Source organism: Pseudomonas chlororaphis subsp. aurantiaca (genome assembly GCF_013466605.1).
Taxonomy (GTDB): domain Bacteria; phylum Pseudomonadota; class Gammaproteobacteria; order Pseudomonadales; family Pseudomonadaceae; genus Aquipseudomonas; species Aquipseudomonas chlororaphis_I.
In genome coordinates this window covers 5,499,208-5,514,237 of record NZ_CP059162.1, presented here as the reverse complement: position 1 = coordinate 5,514,237, position 15,030 = coordinate 5,499,208, and the positions used below count along the sequence as shown (strand labels likewise).

At 62.4% G+C, this 15,030-nt stretch carries 13 protein-coding genes; 9 read left to right on the top strand and 4 right to left on the bottom strand.

Annotated features, from left to right (window positions below; translation table 11 throughout):
* Nucleotides 1-231: 231 nt before the first annotated feature.
* From H0I86_RS25090 to H0I86_RS25080, 3 genes are all read right to left on the bottom strand, one after another.
* Complete coding sequence (locus tag H0I86_RS25090) at nt 232-1,053, bottom strand: peptidoglycan DD-metalloendopeptidase family protein (RefSeq protein WP_180922571.1); 822 nt, start codon at nt 1,051-1,053, stop codon at nt 232-234.
* Nucleotides 1,054-1,056: 3 nt separating this feature from the next.
* Entirely contained in the window at nt 1,057-2,436 is a 1,380-nt protein-coding gene (xseA, locus tag H0I86_RS25085) for an exodeoxyribonuclease VII large subunit (protein ID WP_180922570.1), read from the bottom strand.
* A 92-nt stretch (nt 2,437-2,528) separates the two neighbouring features.
* Nucleotides 2,529-3,431, bottom strand: a complete 903-nt coding sequence (locus H0I86_RS25080) for a LysR family transcriptional regulator (RefSeq protein ID WP_180922569.1) — start codon at nt 3,429-3,431, stop codon at nt 2,529-2,531.
* A 102-nt stretch (nt 3,432-3,533) separates the two neighbouring features.
* Here H0I86_RS25080 and H0I86_RS25075 point away from each other — a divergent pair, with 102 nt between their 5' ends.
* The 6 genes from H0I86_RS25075 (at nt 3,534) to H0I86_RS25050 (ending at nt 9,431) form a co-directional block, all read left to right on the top strand.
* A complete protein-coding gene (locus H0I86_RS25075; RefSeq protein ID WP_180922568.1) occupies nt 3,534-4,301 on the top strand; it encodes a sulfite exporter TauE/SafE family protein in 768 nt (255 codons plus the stop codon).
* 143 nt (nt 4,302-4,444) lie between these two features.
* On the top strand, nt 4,445-4,993 hold the full coding sequence (locus tag H0I86_RS25070; protein ID WP_038576146.1) for a hypothetical protein: 549 nt from the start codon (nt 4,445-4,447) through the stop codon (nt 4,991-4,993).
* Nucleotides 4,994-5,188: 195 nt separating this feature from the next.
* A complete protein-coding gene (gene guaB, locus H0I86_RS25065) occupies nt 5,189-6,658 on the top strand; it encodes an IMP dehydrogenase (protein WP_009050626.1) in 1,470 nt (489 codons plus the stop codon).
* Between the two features lie 99 nt (nt 6,659-6,757).
* The gene (gene guaA / locus H0I86_RS25060; protein WP_009050625.1) at nt 6,758-8,335 is read left to right on the top strand and encodes a glutamine-hydrolyzing GMP synthase; all 1,578 of its coding nucleotides are present in this window, start codon (nt 6,758-6,760) and stop codon (nt 8,333-8,335) included.
* A 290-nt stretch (nt 8,336-8,625) separates the two neighbouring features.
* Complete coding sequence (locus tag H0I86_RS25055; RefSeq protein ID WP_009050624.1) at nt 8,626-8,907, top strand: hypothetical protein; 282 nt, start codon at nt 8,626-8,628, stop codon at nt 8,905-8,907.
* Between the two features lie 2 nt (nt 8,908-8,909).
* Complete coding sequence (locus H0I86_RS25050) at nt 8,910-9,431, top strand: helix-turn-helix transcriptional regulator (protein WP_180922567.1); 522 nt, start codon at nt 8,910-8,912, stop codon at nt 9,429-9,431.
* An 18-nt stretch (nt 9,432-9,449) separates the two neighbouring features.
* On the opposite strand, the gene treR is transcribed toward H0I86_RS25050, so the two are convergent.
* A complete protein-coding gene (gene treR / locus H0I86_RS25045) occupies nt 9,450-10,154 on the bottom strand; it encodes a trehalose operon repressor (protein ID WP_009050622.1) in 705 nt (234 codons plus the stop codon).
* 337 nt (nt 10,155-10,491) lie between these two features.
* On the opposite strand from treR, the gene treP reads away from it, so the two are divergent.
* The 3 genes from treP (at nt 10,492) to H0I86_RS25030 (ending at nt 14,971) form a co-directional block, all read left to right on the top strand.
* Nucleotides 10,492-11,934, top strand: coding sequence for a PTS system trehalose-specific EIIBC component (treP, locus tag H0I86_RS25040; protein WP_009050621.1), 1,443 nt, complete (start codon nt 10,492-10,494; stop codon nt 11,932-11,934).
* Between the two features lie 54 nt (nt 11,935-11,988).
* On the top strand, nt 11,989-13,638 hold the full coding sequence (treC, locus tag H0I86_RS25035; protein WP_180922566.1) for an alpha,alpha-phosphotrehalase: 1,650 nt from the start codon (nt 11,989-11,991) through the stop codon (nt 13,636-13,638).
* A 109-nt stretch (nt 13,639-13,747) separates the two neighbouring features.
* A complete protein-coding gene (locus H0I86_RS25030; protein ID WP_180922565.1) occupies nt 13,748-14,971 on the top strand; it encodes a maltoporin in 1,224 nt (407 codons plus the stop codon).
* Nucleotides 14,972-15,030 lie beyond the last annotated feature (59 nt).

Below are 15,030 nucleotides of genomic sequence, written 5' to 3'. Positions count from 1 at the left end.
CGTGCGCTGACGAGGCAGAGGCTTCGGTGTTGGCGGCGCTGAATGAGGGTGTGAGAGGTTTTCATGCCCTCAACCCTAACCACTGGGGTGAAAGATGGCAAGCAGTCGAAAAAAATTGAGATAAATCTCTTAAAGTTGAAGATTTTCGAGATTTTATTCTGCGAGGTTGGCGGCTGGTTCGATCTTATTGCGCAGACTTTTGAACCTGCGCAATCCCTGCGGGAGCCTGACTCAGGGCTGGAAGGCCCCGATAAAGATCGCCGGATCGACCCGGGCATCGTTCAGGCTGACGTTCCAGTGCATGTGCGGCCCGGTGGCGCGCCCGGTGGAGCCGACTTTCCCGACCACGCCGCCGCGGGCCAGTTGCTGGCCAACCTTCACGTCGATCTTCGACATATGGCAGAACATGCTGATAAAGCCCTGGCCGTGGTCGACGAATACGGTGTTGCCGTTGAAAAAGTAATTGCCGATCAGGATCACCTTGCCGGCCGCGGGCGTCTTGATCGGCGTGCCGGCGGGCACCGCGAAGTCCAGCCCGGCGTGTGGGTTGCGTTCCTCACCATTGAAGAAGCGGCGTACGCCGAACTTGCTCGACAGCGGCCCGTTCACCGGTTTGTCCAGCAGCAGGTTGCTCGGGGTGTTGGGGCTGAAACTGCGGTAGGCGCGGACCTGCTCGGCCAACTCGGCGTCAATGCGCTTGAGGTCGGCCGGGTCGGGATTGACCTGGCGCTTGTTCTTTAGCGTGATGTGCTGTTCCGGGTATTTCTTGCTGCCCACACTGAAGTCCAGATTGCGACCGCCAGCGCTGATCTGCTGGGTGCCGGGCTTGACGGTCAGCGGGATGCCGACAATCGCCAGCCAGTTGTTCTGTTCCTTGACCACCAGCAGCGGTTTTCCCTGGTAGCTTGCCTTGGGCGCCTGGGCGGCGCTGCCCAGGTCGATCACCGCCACGCCGCCGGGCACCGGTTTGTTCAGCAGGCGCGTGATGTAGCTATCGGCGTGGGCGTTGAAGGTCAGGCACAGCAACAGCAGGGAGCTCAGAAAACGCGGCATGGATCAATCCAGTAAAGAAAGGGTGACAGGCGTCAGGTGATTGTCCTCGACCCGGACCTGCAGTTCGCCTTCACCAAGGCGGGCCTTGAGGCGCTGGCCCGGCTGGGTCTGTGCGGCACTGCGAATGGCCTGGCCGCGTTCGTCCAACAGGATGCTGTAGCCACGACCCAGGGTAGCCAGCGGGCTGACCACATGCAGGGTCTGCATCTGGCTTTGCAACTGCAGGCGACGGGACTTCAGGCCTTCGCGCATGGCGCGTGGCAGGCGTTCGGCCAGGCTGTCGAGGCGTTGCCGCAGCAGCGCCAGTTGCCGCCCGGGGTGCTGGCCGGCGAGCCGGGTTTCCAGGCGGATCAGGCGCTCGCGACGAGTATTGAGGCTGCGCTCGAACGCCCGGCGCATACGCATGTCCAGGTCGTCCAGGCGTTGTGCTTGCTGGCGCAGGCGTTCGCCGGGGTGACGCAGGCGCCGGGCCATGCCCTCCAGGCGCAGGCGGTCGCGCAGCAGCCGATCGCGCATGCGCATCACCAGGCGTCGATGCAGGCTTTCGACCCGGTGTTGCAGGTCGCTGGAGTCCGGCGCGAGCAATTCGGCCGCCGCCGAGGGCGTCGGTGCGCGCACGTCGGCGACGAAGTCGCTGATCGATACGTCGGTTTCATGACCCACGGCGCTGACGATCGGCGTGACGCAGGCATCTACCGCCCGGGCCACGGCTTCTTCGTTGAAGCACCAGAGGTCTTCCAGGGAGCCGCCGCCACGGGCCAGGATCAGCGTGTCGAAGCCCTGGGCATCGGCCATTTTCAGGGCGCGGACGATCTGCGCGGTCGCCTCGCGGCCTTGCACGGCGGTCGGGATCAGGGTCAGGGCCACGTGCGGTGCGCGGCGCCGGAACACGCTGATGATGTCGCGAATCACCGCCCCGGTCGGCGAACTGATAATGCCGATACGCTGGGGATGGGCGGGCAGCGGCACCTTGCGTTCGGTGCTGAACAGGCCTTCGGCGCTGAGCTTTTCCTTCAAGGCATCGAAGGCCAGGCGCAGGGCGCCGTCGCCGGCCGGTTCGACCGTATCGAGGATCAGCTGGTAGTCGCCGCGGCCCTCGAACAGCGAGACCTTGCCGCGCACCTTGACCGCCAGGCCGTCCTTCAGCGCCTGGCGCACCCGTGCGGCATTTTGCCGAAACAGCGCGCAACGCACCTGGGCATTGCTGTCCTTGAGGGTGAAATACACATGGCCGGACGCCGGGCGGGCGAGGTTGGAGATTTCGCCTTCGACCCAGATGTTGCTGAACACGTCTTCCAGCAACACCCGCGCACGGCCGTTGAGCTGGCTGACGGTCAGGACTTCGCGGTCCAGGCCGAGTCTTGCAAAGGGATCTTTAATCATGGGGCGCAGTTTAAAGGCATTCGGCGAACAATCTCCATGGCTCGAAACAAAAGGAGACGATGCCTTGCCGGCCTCGAATACTCCTTCGGCGGTTAGGGTGTGAGGGCACCATGGAAGTGTTCGATGAACTGCTTGACCAGCGGTGTCGGGTCCTGCCGACAGGCGAGGGCGACTGTGCTCTGGCACTCCGGGTCCGCCAAGGGCAGGAAGTGCAGGCTGGTGGGTGCGATGTCTTGCATCGATTCGGGCAGCAGGGCGATGCCGAATCCGGCCTGGATCAGTTGCAGCTGCGTGGTCTTGCGCGACAGCACCCGCGCCGCCTTGGGGAAAAAGCCCTGGCGCATGCACAACTCGGCCGACAGGTAACTCAGGCCGCCGCGTTGTGGATGGGGAATGGAGATAAAGGCTTCGTCGCGCAGTTGCGCCAGATCCACGCCCCGTTCAGGAGGACTTAATGCAAGAGGATGGCTCGGCGGCACGGCCAGCAGCAGGCGCTCGTTGAACAGCGGCGTGATCTGCACACCCTCGCGCTGGCGCAGTACCGGCAGCCGTAGCAGGCCGATATCCAGCCGGCCTTCGGCGACTTCCTCCAGCTGCGCTTCGGAAGACAGGGTGGCGATGTCCATCGAGGCGCCCGGGCACTGCTCCAGATAACCGCTGATGGCCCGCAGCAAACGGCCGCTCATGGACACCGTGCTGGAATGGCTCAGGCGCAATGTCCCCAGTTGCCCATGGCCGACCCGGGTCGCCAGTTCGCTGGCCTTGTTCAGCTCATCGAGCAGGTTGCGGGCGCGCGGGTAGAAGGCTTCGCCCGCCGCCGTCAGCCTGGGCAGGCGCGCGGTGCGCTCGAACAGTGGTGTCTTTAACAGGGTCTCCAGTTCCTTGATCTGTCGGCTGAGGGCGGACTGGGCAATGAACAGGCGTTCGGCGGCGGCGCTGAAACTGCCGCTGTCGGCGATTTCCACGAAGTAGCGCAGTTGGCGGGTTGAAATCACTCGTCATGCCTTTTTGAGATGGGTTGCTGGCTTTGATGATATTAGTCGCAAGGCTTGTGGCTGGCTAAAGTCATTCCTTGATTAAAGGAGGATGGCGAATCGATGAGCATGGTCGAGTTGTTGGGGCAGTGGTCGTGGGGAGCGAGTGGCTGGTTGGCGATCGGCCTGGGGATCGCCCTGGCTTATATCGTGTTTGGCATTGCCGGGTTCGGTACGGCGCTGGTGGCCGGACCGGTGCTGATCCTGTTCATGCCGCTGTCGAAAATAATCCCGCTGCTGGTGCTGCTGGATTTTGTCGCGGCCTTCGGCAATCTCTTGCCGTCGCGGCGGGAGGTCGATCGCTCCGAGCTGGTACGCCTGCTACCGTGCATGGCGCTGGGCTGCACCCTGGGGGTGATCTTCCTGCTCAACCTCAAGTCCGACCTGTTGCTGCTGTTGATGGGGCTGTTTATCAGCGCTTATGCGGTATACAGCCTGTGGGTCAAGGCAAGGCCCAAGGCGCTGGCGGCGGGCTGGGCGATTCCCATGGGGACCGTGGGCGGGGCATTCGGGGCGCTGTTTGGCAGTGGCGGCTTTTTATATGCGATCTATCTGAACGGTCGCCTGCCCAAGGATGCGGCGCGGGCCACCCAGAGTGCGTTGATCAGTTGCAGCACGGTGGTGCGCCTGAGCCTGTTCGCCATTGCCGGAGTTTATGCGCAGCTGCCTTTATTGCTGCTGGCGCTGTGCTTGTTGCCGGTGATGGCGCTGGGCTTGTGGATGGGGCGGCGGCTGACCCTGAAGTTGTCCCGCGAGGCGTTCGTCCGGCTGGTGACCTGGCTGGTGCTGGCCAGCGGCATTGCCCTGATCGGTCGTTACCTGAGCACTTGACCTGTGGGGTTCAGGGATTAAGCTGCGGGCCCTCGGATCTACCCGGCATGTCGACTTCTACACTTATTGGTAGGTATCGGCTCGCAGGCGTACCGTCCGAGCAGGCGACGCAGACTTCCCTTCAGACGCTTCAGGCCTCACCCATGAACTCGCAAAGCATCATCGTTCCGAAAATCTCCACCTTGCCGGTTCACGAACCCCGCGCCCGGGCGATCGTGCGCTGGCTGGTGCGCAAGAACATCGTCGAGGAAGCCTTGAGCACCTGTGGCCGTACCGGCAATCGAATGGCGCACGCCATTGCCCCTGGCGCGCGCGAAGTCGTGCTGCACCCGGAAGCCTTGCCCTTCGGCGAGCCGGTCAACGGCCTGGAGATCATTACCAAGCGCTGCATCTATACCCCGGCCAAGGGGTTTCTCGAGGAAGCGGGTTGCGCCGAGTGCCGCCAGGAAGTGGGGGAGGCGCTGTTCGAGAGCCTGGAAGACTGGATGCCCGGGCGCACCGATAACTTCACCTGCCCCGAGTGCGGGCATGAAGATGACATCAACGGTTTTCTGTTCTTGCAGGAGTGCGGGTTTTCCAACCTCGGTTTCATCTTCAACAACTGGGCCGAGGCCGGGTTCAAGCAGAGCTTTCTCGACGAGTTCGCCGAATGGCTGGATCAGCCGGTGAGCTGGGTGAAGGTGGAGTTGTAAGGGGATTTCGGCAGCCGGGCCCGGGTGGTGAAATCATCGCCGGCAGGTGCAATGCTGGTCCGCGAAACAGACGCTGCGTTTCGGCAAATTCCCCATCCATCACCCCGTTGATAATAGACAGAGTTTTACATTGAGCCCGGGTAGGTGTCTGAGTATAATGGCGCGCTTCCATTTTCCCGCTCGGGAGCCCCCGCGATGCTGCGTATCAGCCAAGAAGCTCTGACCTTCGACGACATTCTCCTAGTGCCTGGTTATTCCGAGGTGCTTCCTAACGAAGTCAGTCTCAAGACCCGTCTTACCCGTGGCATCGAGCTGAATATTCCACTGGTTTCCGCCGCAATGGACACCGTCACTGAAGCCCGTCTGGCAATCGCCATGGCTCAGGAAGGTGGCATCGGCATCATCCACAAGAACATGACCATCGAGCAGCAAGCTGCCGAAGTCCGCAAGGTCAAGAAGTTCGAAGCCGGCGTCGTCAAAGACCCGATCACCATCGAGGCTGACGCCACGGTGCGCGACCTGTTCGAACTGACCCGCATGCACAACATTTCCGGCGTTCCGGTACTGCACGATGGCGACCTGGTCGGTATCGTCACTTCCCGTGACGTGCGTTTCGAAAACCGCCTGGACGCCAGCGTCCGTGAAGTGATGACGCCTAAAGAGCGCCTGGTCACGGTCAAGGAAGGCGCCGACAAGAACGATGTGCGCGAGCTGCTGCACAAGCACCGCATCGAGCGCGTGCTGATCGTCGACGACAAGTTCGCCCTCAAGGGTATGATGACCGTCAACGACATCGAAAAAGCCAAGGCTTACCCGCTGGCCAGCAAGGACGATCAAGGTCGTCTGCGCGTAGGTGCTGCAGTCGGTACCGGTAAAGACACCGGTGACCGCGTGGCTGCCCTGGTCAACGCCGGTGTGGACGTGGTAGTGGTCGACACCGCCCACGGTCACTCCAAGGGCGTGATCGACCGCGTTCGCTGGGTCAAGGAGAACTACCCGCAAGTGCAGGTGATCGGCGGCAACATCGCCACCGGTGCCGCTGCCAAGGCCCTGGCCGCAGCTGGCGCCGACGCAGTCAAGGTCGGTATCGGCCCTGGCTCGATCTGCACCACCCGTATCGTCGCCGGTGTCGGCGTACCGCAAATCAGCGCCATCGCCAATGTCGCCGCTGCCCTTGAAGGCACCGGCGTTCCATTGATCGCCGACGGCGGCATCCGCTTCTCCGGTGACCTGTCCAAGGCCATCGTCGCCGGTGCTTCCGCAGTGATGATGGGCTCGATGTTCGCCGGTACCGAAGAAGCGCCAGGCGAAATCGAACTGTTCCAGGGCCGTTCCTACAAGGCTTACCGCGGCATGGGTTCGCTGGGCGCCATGTCCCAGGCCCAGGGCTCTTCCGACCGTTACTTCCAGGACTCCTCCGCGGGTGCCGAGAAGCTGGTTCCGGAAGGCATCGAAGGCCGTGTTCCTTACAAGGGTACCCTGACCGCCATCATCCATCAGTTGATGGGTGGCCTGCGTTCTTCCATGGGCTACACCGGTAGCGCCAATATCGAAGAAATGCGCACCAAGCCAGAGTTCGTACGCATCACTGGCGCCGGTATGGCTGAGTCCCACGTCCATGACGTGCAGATCACCAAGGAAGCGCCGAACTACCGCGTAGGTTGATGCTTCAAGCAAAACGTTAAATGACCGGGGCTGTTTTATTCAGCCCCGAGTCGTTTCTGAATCACGACTGTTTTCGAATTACCTAGACGAGACTGAATCATGGCCCTCGACATTCATGCCCACCGCATCCTGATCCTCGATTTCGGTTCTCAGTACACCCAATTGATCGCCCGTCGCGTGCGTGAAATCGGCGTGTACTGTGAACTGCATCCGTTCGACATGGATGATGAAGCGATTCGCGAATTCGCTCCAAAAGGCGTCATTCTCGCCGGCGGCCCCGAGTCCGTGCACGAAGCCGACAGCCCGCGCTGCCCGCAAGCGGTGTTCGACCTGGGCGTGCCGGTCTTCGGTATCTGCTACGGCATGCAGACCATGGCCGAGCAAATGGGCGGCAAGGTCGAGGGTTCCGAGCTGCGTGAATTCGGTTACGCCCGCGTCGATGTGGTTGGCAAGAGCCGCTTGCTGGACGGCATCGAAGACCACGTCGACGCCGACGGCCTGTTCGGCCTCGATGTGTGGATGAGCCACGGTGACAAGGTCACCAAGATGCCGGAAGACTTCCACATCCTGGCCAGCACTCCGAGCTGCCCGATCGCCGGCATGTTCAACGACGACCTGCGCTACTACGGCGTGCAGTTCCACCCGGAAGTGACCCACACCAAGCAGGGCGGTCGCATCCTGTCGCGCTTCATCCTCGACATCTGCGGCTGCGAAGCCCTGTGGACGCCGTCGAAGATCGCAGAAGACGCTATCGCCCAGGTGCGTGCCCAAGTGGGCACCGACAACGTCCTGCTCGGCCTGTCCGGCGGCGTCGACTCCTCGGTGGTCGCGGCCCTGCTGCACAAGGCCATCGGCGATCAGCTGACCTGCGTCTTCGTCGACAACGGCCTGCTGCGCCTGCACGAAGGTGAGCAAGTGATGGCCATGTTCGCCGAGAACATGGGCGTCAAGGTGATCCGCGCCAACGCCGAGGAGCAGTTCCTCAACAACCTGGCCGGCGAAGCCGACCCGGAGAAGAAGCGCAAGATCATCGGCCGTACCTTCATCGACGTGTTCGATGCCGAATCCTGCAAGCTGGACAACATCAAGTTCCTGGCCCAGGGCACCATCTACCCGGACGTGATCGAGTCGGCTGGCGCCAAGAGTGGCAAGGCCCACGTGATCAAGTCGCACCACAACGTGGGCGGCCTGCCGGAAGAAATGAACCTCAAGCTGGTCGAGCCCTTGCGCGAGCTGTTCAAGGACGAAGTCCGTCGTCTGGGCCTGGAGCTGGGACTGCCGTACGACATGGTCTACCGTCACCCGTTCCCGGGCCCGGGCCTGGGCGTGCGCATCCTCGGCGAAGTGAAGAAGGAATACGCCGACCTGCTGCGTCGCGCCGACCACATCTTCATCGAAGAGCTGCGCAAGGCCGACTGGTATCACAAGGTCAGCCAGGCGTTCGTGGTGTTCCAGCCGGTGAAATCGGTGGGCGTGGTCGGTGACGGCCGTCGTTACGCCTGGGTCGTGGCCCTGCGTGCCGTGGAAACCATCGACTTCATGACCGCGCGTTGGGCGCACCTGCCTTACGAGCTGCTGGAAACCGTCAGCGGCCGGATCATCAACGAAATCGAAGGCATCTCCCGCGTCACCTACGACGTGTCGAGCAAGCCGCCAGCCACCATCGAGTGGGAATGATCCCGGCCGAGTGATCGGCTGCTGATCGTTCAGGCAACAGCAATGGCGATCGAGACCTTCGGGTGTCGATCGCCATTTGTGTTTCAGGGTCTTTAAAGAGCCCGGTTCCCAGCCTTTCCGCAATACCAGGAAAGACATGGGCCCATCATCGCCCGCCTGGCCTGTGTACCCTCGGCAGATATTCATCGAACTCCCCCCGGCGGCCTTTGGCGATGCCGACGCAGGCGTTGAAATAATTCATGGTTGTCAGTTGACAACCTTTTCATTGTTGACGAGACTGGAGGCCATGGATGGCTCGCACACCTCATCCCAAGAAAGACATTGAAATGGCGCTGCGTTACGCCGAGTGGCAGGGCTGGCGCGTCGAAGTCGGCGGTAGCCATGCCTGGGGCAAAATCTACTGCCCTTACAACAGCGAGGTGTGCCGGTGCGGCGAGTTCTGCATCACCAGTGTGTGGAGCACGCCGAAAAATCCCCTCCAGCATGCCCGGGCGCTGTGCCGGGTAGTCGACAACTGCACGCTGAATCAGCTGCGCGGCGGGAAAGTCCCGCAACCTCGTCGGGAGTCATGACCATGGAATACCTGTTTACCCTCAACTACCTGCTGCCTGCCCACGACTGCGACCCGGACGTGCTGGTGGAGCGCCTCGGCGCGGGGGGCTGCACCGACGCGCTGGTCGGTACCGGGCTGGCGGGGCGCCTGGCGCTGGAGTTCAGTCGTGAGGCTGAAAGCGGTGAGGCGGCGCTGCTCAGTGCCCTGGGCGATATCAAGCGGATCATTCCGGACGCACGGCTGGTAGAAGCCAGCCCGGATTTCGTCGGCCTGAGCGAGATTGCCGATATCGTCGGGGTCTCCCGGCAGAACATGCGCAAGCTGATGCTCAACCATGCCGGCAGTTTCCCCCTGGCGATCCACGAGGGTAGTGCCTCGCTCTGGCATCTGGCGGAAGTGCTGAGCTGGCTGGATGCCCGGGGCGGTTACGAGTTGCAGCACCCGGTGATAGAGGTAGCGCGGGTCGCGCAATCCGTGAACATCGCCAAGGAGGCCCGGCGGATCGGCACCCCGAGCGCCGAACTGATGGCGCTGCTGGGCTGAGCGGGCCTGCCGCGGTGGTCAGCGTCGGGCGACGTCCGAGAAGTAGAACTTGTCCAGGGTGTGGCGTGACTCGGTGTACTCGAACTGCCGGCCGTCCTGCAGGAAGGTCTGGTTGCTGACCACTATCACGTGGCTCTGGCCCTCCAGGTCCAGGTGCTGCTGGTCATCCCGGGTGCGTGGAATCGCTTCGATGGTCCGCTGGGCGTAGCTGATCTGCAATTGCAGGGTCTGCTCGATGTAGGCGTAGATCGAGTGCTCGGCAATCTGCCGGTCCAGCCCCGGGATCAACTCGGCGACGAAGTGGTTGATGTCGAGAATCACCCGTTTGCCATCGATACGCCGCACCCGCTTGATGCGGGTAATCAGGCTACCTTCCTCGGCCTGCAGGTGTTCGCGCAACGCGCCTTCGAGAGGAAACTGGGTGAACTCCACCACCTCGGTGCTGACGTCGTTGCCCAGGCGCGGATAGGTTTCCTGGAAGCTGACGATACCGCCCAGTTGGAACTCGATCGGGTGCGGCGACAGCACAAAAGTGCCCTTGCCGTGGATCTTCTGGGCGAAGCCACGCTCTTGCAGCTGCTCGATGGCCTTGCGCACGGTGCCGCGGCTGGCCTGGTAGCTGTCCATCAACTCGGTTTCGGAAGGCAGGCGAGCACCGCGTTCCAGGCGCTCGGTGGTGATGCTGGCAAGCAGATCGCTGTAGATCTGGTTGTATTTACTCATGGGATGGCTCTGTGCCGTCTGCGCTCAAGGCGGGAACCTTAAGGGCCGTGAGCGGATTTGTCTATTTGAGGCGCTGGGGTCGAGCGCCTGGCTGCGAGTGTCGAACTGGCGATGAAACACCTTACAGCAGTTTAAGAATTTTCTGTCGCGCATGGCGTGCTCTGCCGGAAAACACGGGTCTAGAGCCGTTCTCGCGCAGAAGAGATTCACTGCGACCTGGATTTCGGAGCGGCATCGGTAAACTCGTCTATACGAGTTGTTGCTTTAACTCGTACAGACGAGTATTTTTCGCTTCGGCGTGCTGCCAATAACAAAAAACCAAAGCGGAAGAACAAGCATGAGCCACGATTACTCCACGATCGCCAGCGAGTTGCTGCACAGCCTCGGTGGCGCCGACAACCTCGAACAAGCCGCGCATTGCGTCACCCGCCTGCGCCTGGCGCTCAAGGACCCGAGCCTGGTGGACAGCGCGACGCTGAACCAGATCGATCTGGTCAAGGGCTCGTTTTTCACCGGTGGCCTGTTCCAGGTGGTCATTGGCCCCGGTGAAGTCGAAAAGGTCTATGCCGCGTTGCGCCAGCTCACCGGGCTGGCGGCGTCCACCATCGCCGACGTCAAGCAGAAGGGCGCCGACAAGACCAACGCCATGCAGCGCCTGGTGCGGGTGTTTTCCGATGTCTTCATGCCGATCCTGCCGGCGCTGATCATTGCCGGCCTGCTGATGGGGGTGAACAACCTGATCGGCGCCAAGGGCATGTTCATCGAGGGCCGCACCCTGCTCGAGGCCTACCCGACCCTGGATGGCGTGTGGAGCCTGATCAACCTGATGGCCAACACCTCCTTCGTATTCCTGCCAGCCTTGGTGGGCTGGTCGGCGGCCAAGCGTTTTGGCGGCAGCGAGATCCTCGGCATCGTGCTGGGCCTGATGCTGGTGCATCCCGACCTGCTCAATGCCTGGAACTACGGCAAGGCCGTGGCCGGGCTGGAGGGCCAGAGCCTGCCGTACTTCGACATCTTCGGCCTGTTCCAGATCGAGAAGGTCGGCTACCAGGGGCAGATCCTGCCGATCCTGCTGGCGGCCTATGTCATGAGCGTCATCGAAAAATGGCTGCGGGCGCGGGTGCCGAACGCGATCACCCTGCTGGTCGTGCCTATCACCACCATAGTGGTCACCGGCGTGCTGGCGCTGGCGGTGATCGGCCCGGTGACCCGGCACCTGGGGATCCTGATCACCGAAGGCGTGGTCACCCTGTTCGAGCTGGCGCCGATGGTCGGCGGGGCGATTTTCGGCCTACTCTACGCGCCGCTGGTGATCACCGGCATGCACCACATGTTCCTCGCCGTGGACCTGCAACTGATCTCGACCCAGGGCGGCACCTTCATCTGGCCGATGATCGTCATGTCCAACCTGGCCCAGGGCAGCGCGGCGCTGGCGGTGTTCAGCATGAGCCGCAACGCACGGGACCGCAGCATGGCCTCGACCTCGGCGATCTCCGCCTATTTCGGTATCACCGAGCCGGCCATGTTCGGCGTCAACCTGCGCTACAAGTTCCCGTTCTACGCCGCGCTGATCGGCTCGGCGCTGGGCTGCATTTTCCTCTCGCTGAACAAGGTCCAGGCCTCGGCCATCGGTGTCGGCGGGCTGCCGGGGTTCATCTCGATCATTCCCCAGTACATCCCGATGTTCGTGGTCGGCATGGTCGTCGCCCTGGTGGTGCCGTTCGTACTGACCTGCGGCTTGAGCATGAAGATCATCCGGCCGGGGTATCGCGTCGCCTGACAGATCGCGATAAGGCCCCCACGGCCAGTACCCAACCCATTGAAGGAGCCCGTCATGCAAAACTGGCAGCGTTCGGTGATCTACCAGATCTACCCGAAGAGTTTCTACAGCCACAGCGGGCAGGCCACCGGCGACCTGCTGGGGGTGGTCGACAAGCTCGACTACCTGCACTGGCTGGGTGTCGATTGCCTGTGGCTCACCCCGTTCCTGCGCTCGCCGCAGCGCGACAACGGCTACGACATCAGCGACTACTACGCCATCGACCCGAGCTACGGGACCATGGCCGATTGCGAGCTGCTGATCGCCGAGGCCGGCAAGCGCGGCATCAAGCTGATGCTGGACATCGTGGTCAACCACACCTCCATCGAACATGAGTGGTTCCAGCAGGCCCGCAGCAGCCTCGACAACCCGTACCGTGACTTCTACATCTGGCGTGACCAGCCGAACAACTGGGAATCCAAGTTCGGCGGTTCCGCCTGGGAGTACGAGGCGCAGACCGGCCAGTACTACCTGCACCTGTTCGACCATACCCAGGCCGACCTCAACTGGGACAACCCCCAGGTGCGCGCCGAAGTGTTCAAGATGATGCGCTTCTGGCGCGACAAGGGCGTTGGCGGCTTCCGCCTGGACGTGATCAACCTGATCTCCAAGCCGGCCGATTTCCCTGAAGACGCCAGCGATGGCCGGCGCTTCTATACCGACGGCCCGAACGTGCACGCGTACCTGCAGCAGATGCATCGCGAGGTCTTCGAGGGCTTTGACCTGATCAACGTCGGCGAGATGTCCTCCACCAGCCTCGAGCACTGCATTCGTTATTCGCAGTCCGAGTCGAAAGAGCTGTCGATGACCTTCAACTTCCACCACCTGAAGGTCGATTACCCGAACCTGCAGAAGTGGATCCGCGCCGATTTCGACTTCCTCCAGCTCAAGCGCATCCTCTCCGACTGGCAGAGCGGCATGCAGGCCGGCGGTGGCTGGAATGCGCTGTTCTGGTGTAACCACGACCAGCCGCGGGTGGTGTCGCGTTTTGGCGATGACGGCGAGCACCGCGTGGTCTCGGCGAAGATGCTCGCCACCGCGCTGCACTTCCTCCAGGGCACGCCGTTCGTGTACCAGGGCGAGGAGCTGGGCATGACCAACCCCGGCTTTACCCACATCGACCAATACCGCGATGTCGAGACCCTGAACATCTACCGCCTCAAGCGCGAAACCGGCAACAGCGAGGCGGACAACATGGCGGCGATCATGCAGAAGTCCCGGGACAACGGGCGCACGCCGATGCAATGGAATGCCGGGGCCCATGCCGGTTTCAGCAGCGTCGAACCCTGGATCGGCGTGCCGGCCAGTGCCGTGCAGATCAACGTCGAGCAGCAGCTCGAAGACCCGGATTCGGTGTTGCACCACTACCGCCAGCTGATTGCCCTGCGCCGTTGCGAGCCGCTGATCCAGGACGGCGAATATCGCCAGTTGCTGGCCGAGCACCCGCAGGTCTGGGCCTATCTGCGCGAGGGCCAGGGCGAACGCCTGCTGGTGGTGAACAATTTCTATGGCAACGCCTGCGAAGTGCAGTTGCCGGAAGGAGTGATGACCGAGCGCATGGAGCAGCGCCTGGTCATCAGTAACTACGCGGACCATGGAACCCGCAGCCGCGAGCTGTTCCTGCGACCCTACGAGTCCTTTGTCCTGCATCTGATCGACCGCTGACAACCTTTCCCGCATGAGCGCGGCGTGCCCGGCACACCGCGAGCTTTCGCTCGCCGGTAGGGCGGCGCCTGCGGGGCACACACACAGAATAAAAATAATGGGGTGGCTTATGAAAACAACAATAAATCGCGGCCTTGCGGCCTCCTGCGTCTGCCTGGCCCTGCCGTTCCCGGCCCAGGCCCTGGAGTTCGCCGGTTACCTGCGCAGCGGTCTCGGGACCTCGGTCAACAGCAGCTCGCAGTCGTGTTTCCAACTGCCCGGCGCGCAGTCCAAATACCGCCTGGGCAACGAATGCGAACAGTACGCCGAGCTGGAACTGCGCCAGGACCTCTACACCCTGGCCGACGGCTCGGTATTCAGCGTCGACGCCATGGCGTCGCTCTATAACCAGTACGACCGCAGCCTGACCTTCCAGGGCGACAACGGCTCGGCGCGCATGCCGCAGATGTATGCCCAGTGGTCGAACATGCCCAGCCTCAATGGCGGCTCGTTGTGGGCCGGCCGGCGTTACTACAAGCGCAACGACATTCATATCTCCGACTTCTACTACTGGAACCAGAGCGCCACCGGAGGCGGCATCGAGGACGTGTTGATCGGCGACCTGAAATACAGCTACGCGTTCTCGCGCAAGGACAACCTGTACCAGAAGGACTACATCAACCGGCACGATTTCAACGTCGCCGGTTTCAAGACCAACCCCGGCGGCGAGCTGGAACTGGGCCTGAGCTACATCGACAAGCCCGACAGTCGCGACGCCCATCGGGGTTGGGCGATCACCGCCCAGCACGTGCAAAAGGACTTCCTGGGTGGCAAGAACAAGCTGGCGCTGCAGTACGGCGAAGGCCCGGGCACCGGGCTGGGTTACACCGGCAATGTGCAACTGGACGACAGCAACAAGAGCTACCGGCTGGTGGAGTTCTTCGACTGGCAACTGACCCCGCGCTTTGGCGGGCAGGTCGAAGCGATCTATCAGAAAGACATCCGCCCCGACGGTAACGACCAGAACTGGATCTCCCTGGGTATCCGCCCGGCCTATGCGATCAGCGAGCAGTTCAAGCTGGTCACCGAGCTGGGCCACGATCAGGTCGAGGCCCCCGGTGGTACGCGCAAGCTCAGCAAGTTCACCTTCGCCCCGACCTGGTCACCCAAGGGCCCGGAATTCTGGGCGCGCCCCGAGGTGCGTCTGTACTACACCTATGCCAGCTGGAACCAGGCCGCCAAGCGCGCGGCGAACGAGTTGGCGGCGGGCTCGGCGCTGTCCGATACCGGCGTCTTCGGCACGGCCAGGCATGGTGCGAACGTCGGATTGCAGGTCGAGTACTGGTGGAAATAAGCGATGCTGTCGGGGCTCGCGCTCCATCGGCACTTACAAGAACAAACAGCAGGTGAAGT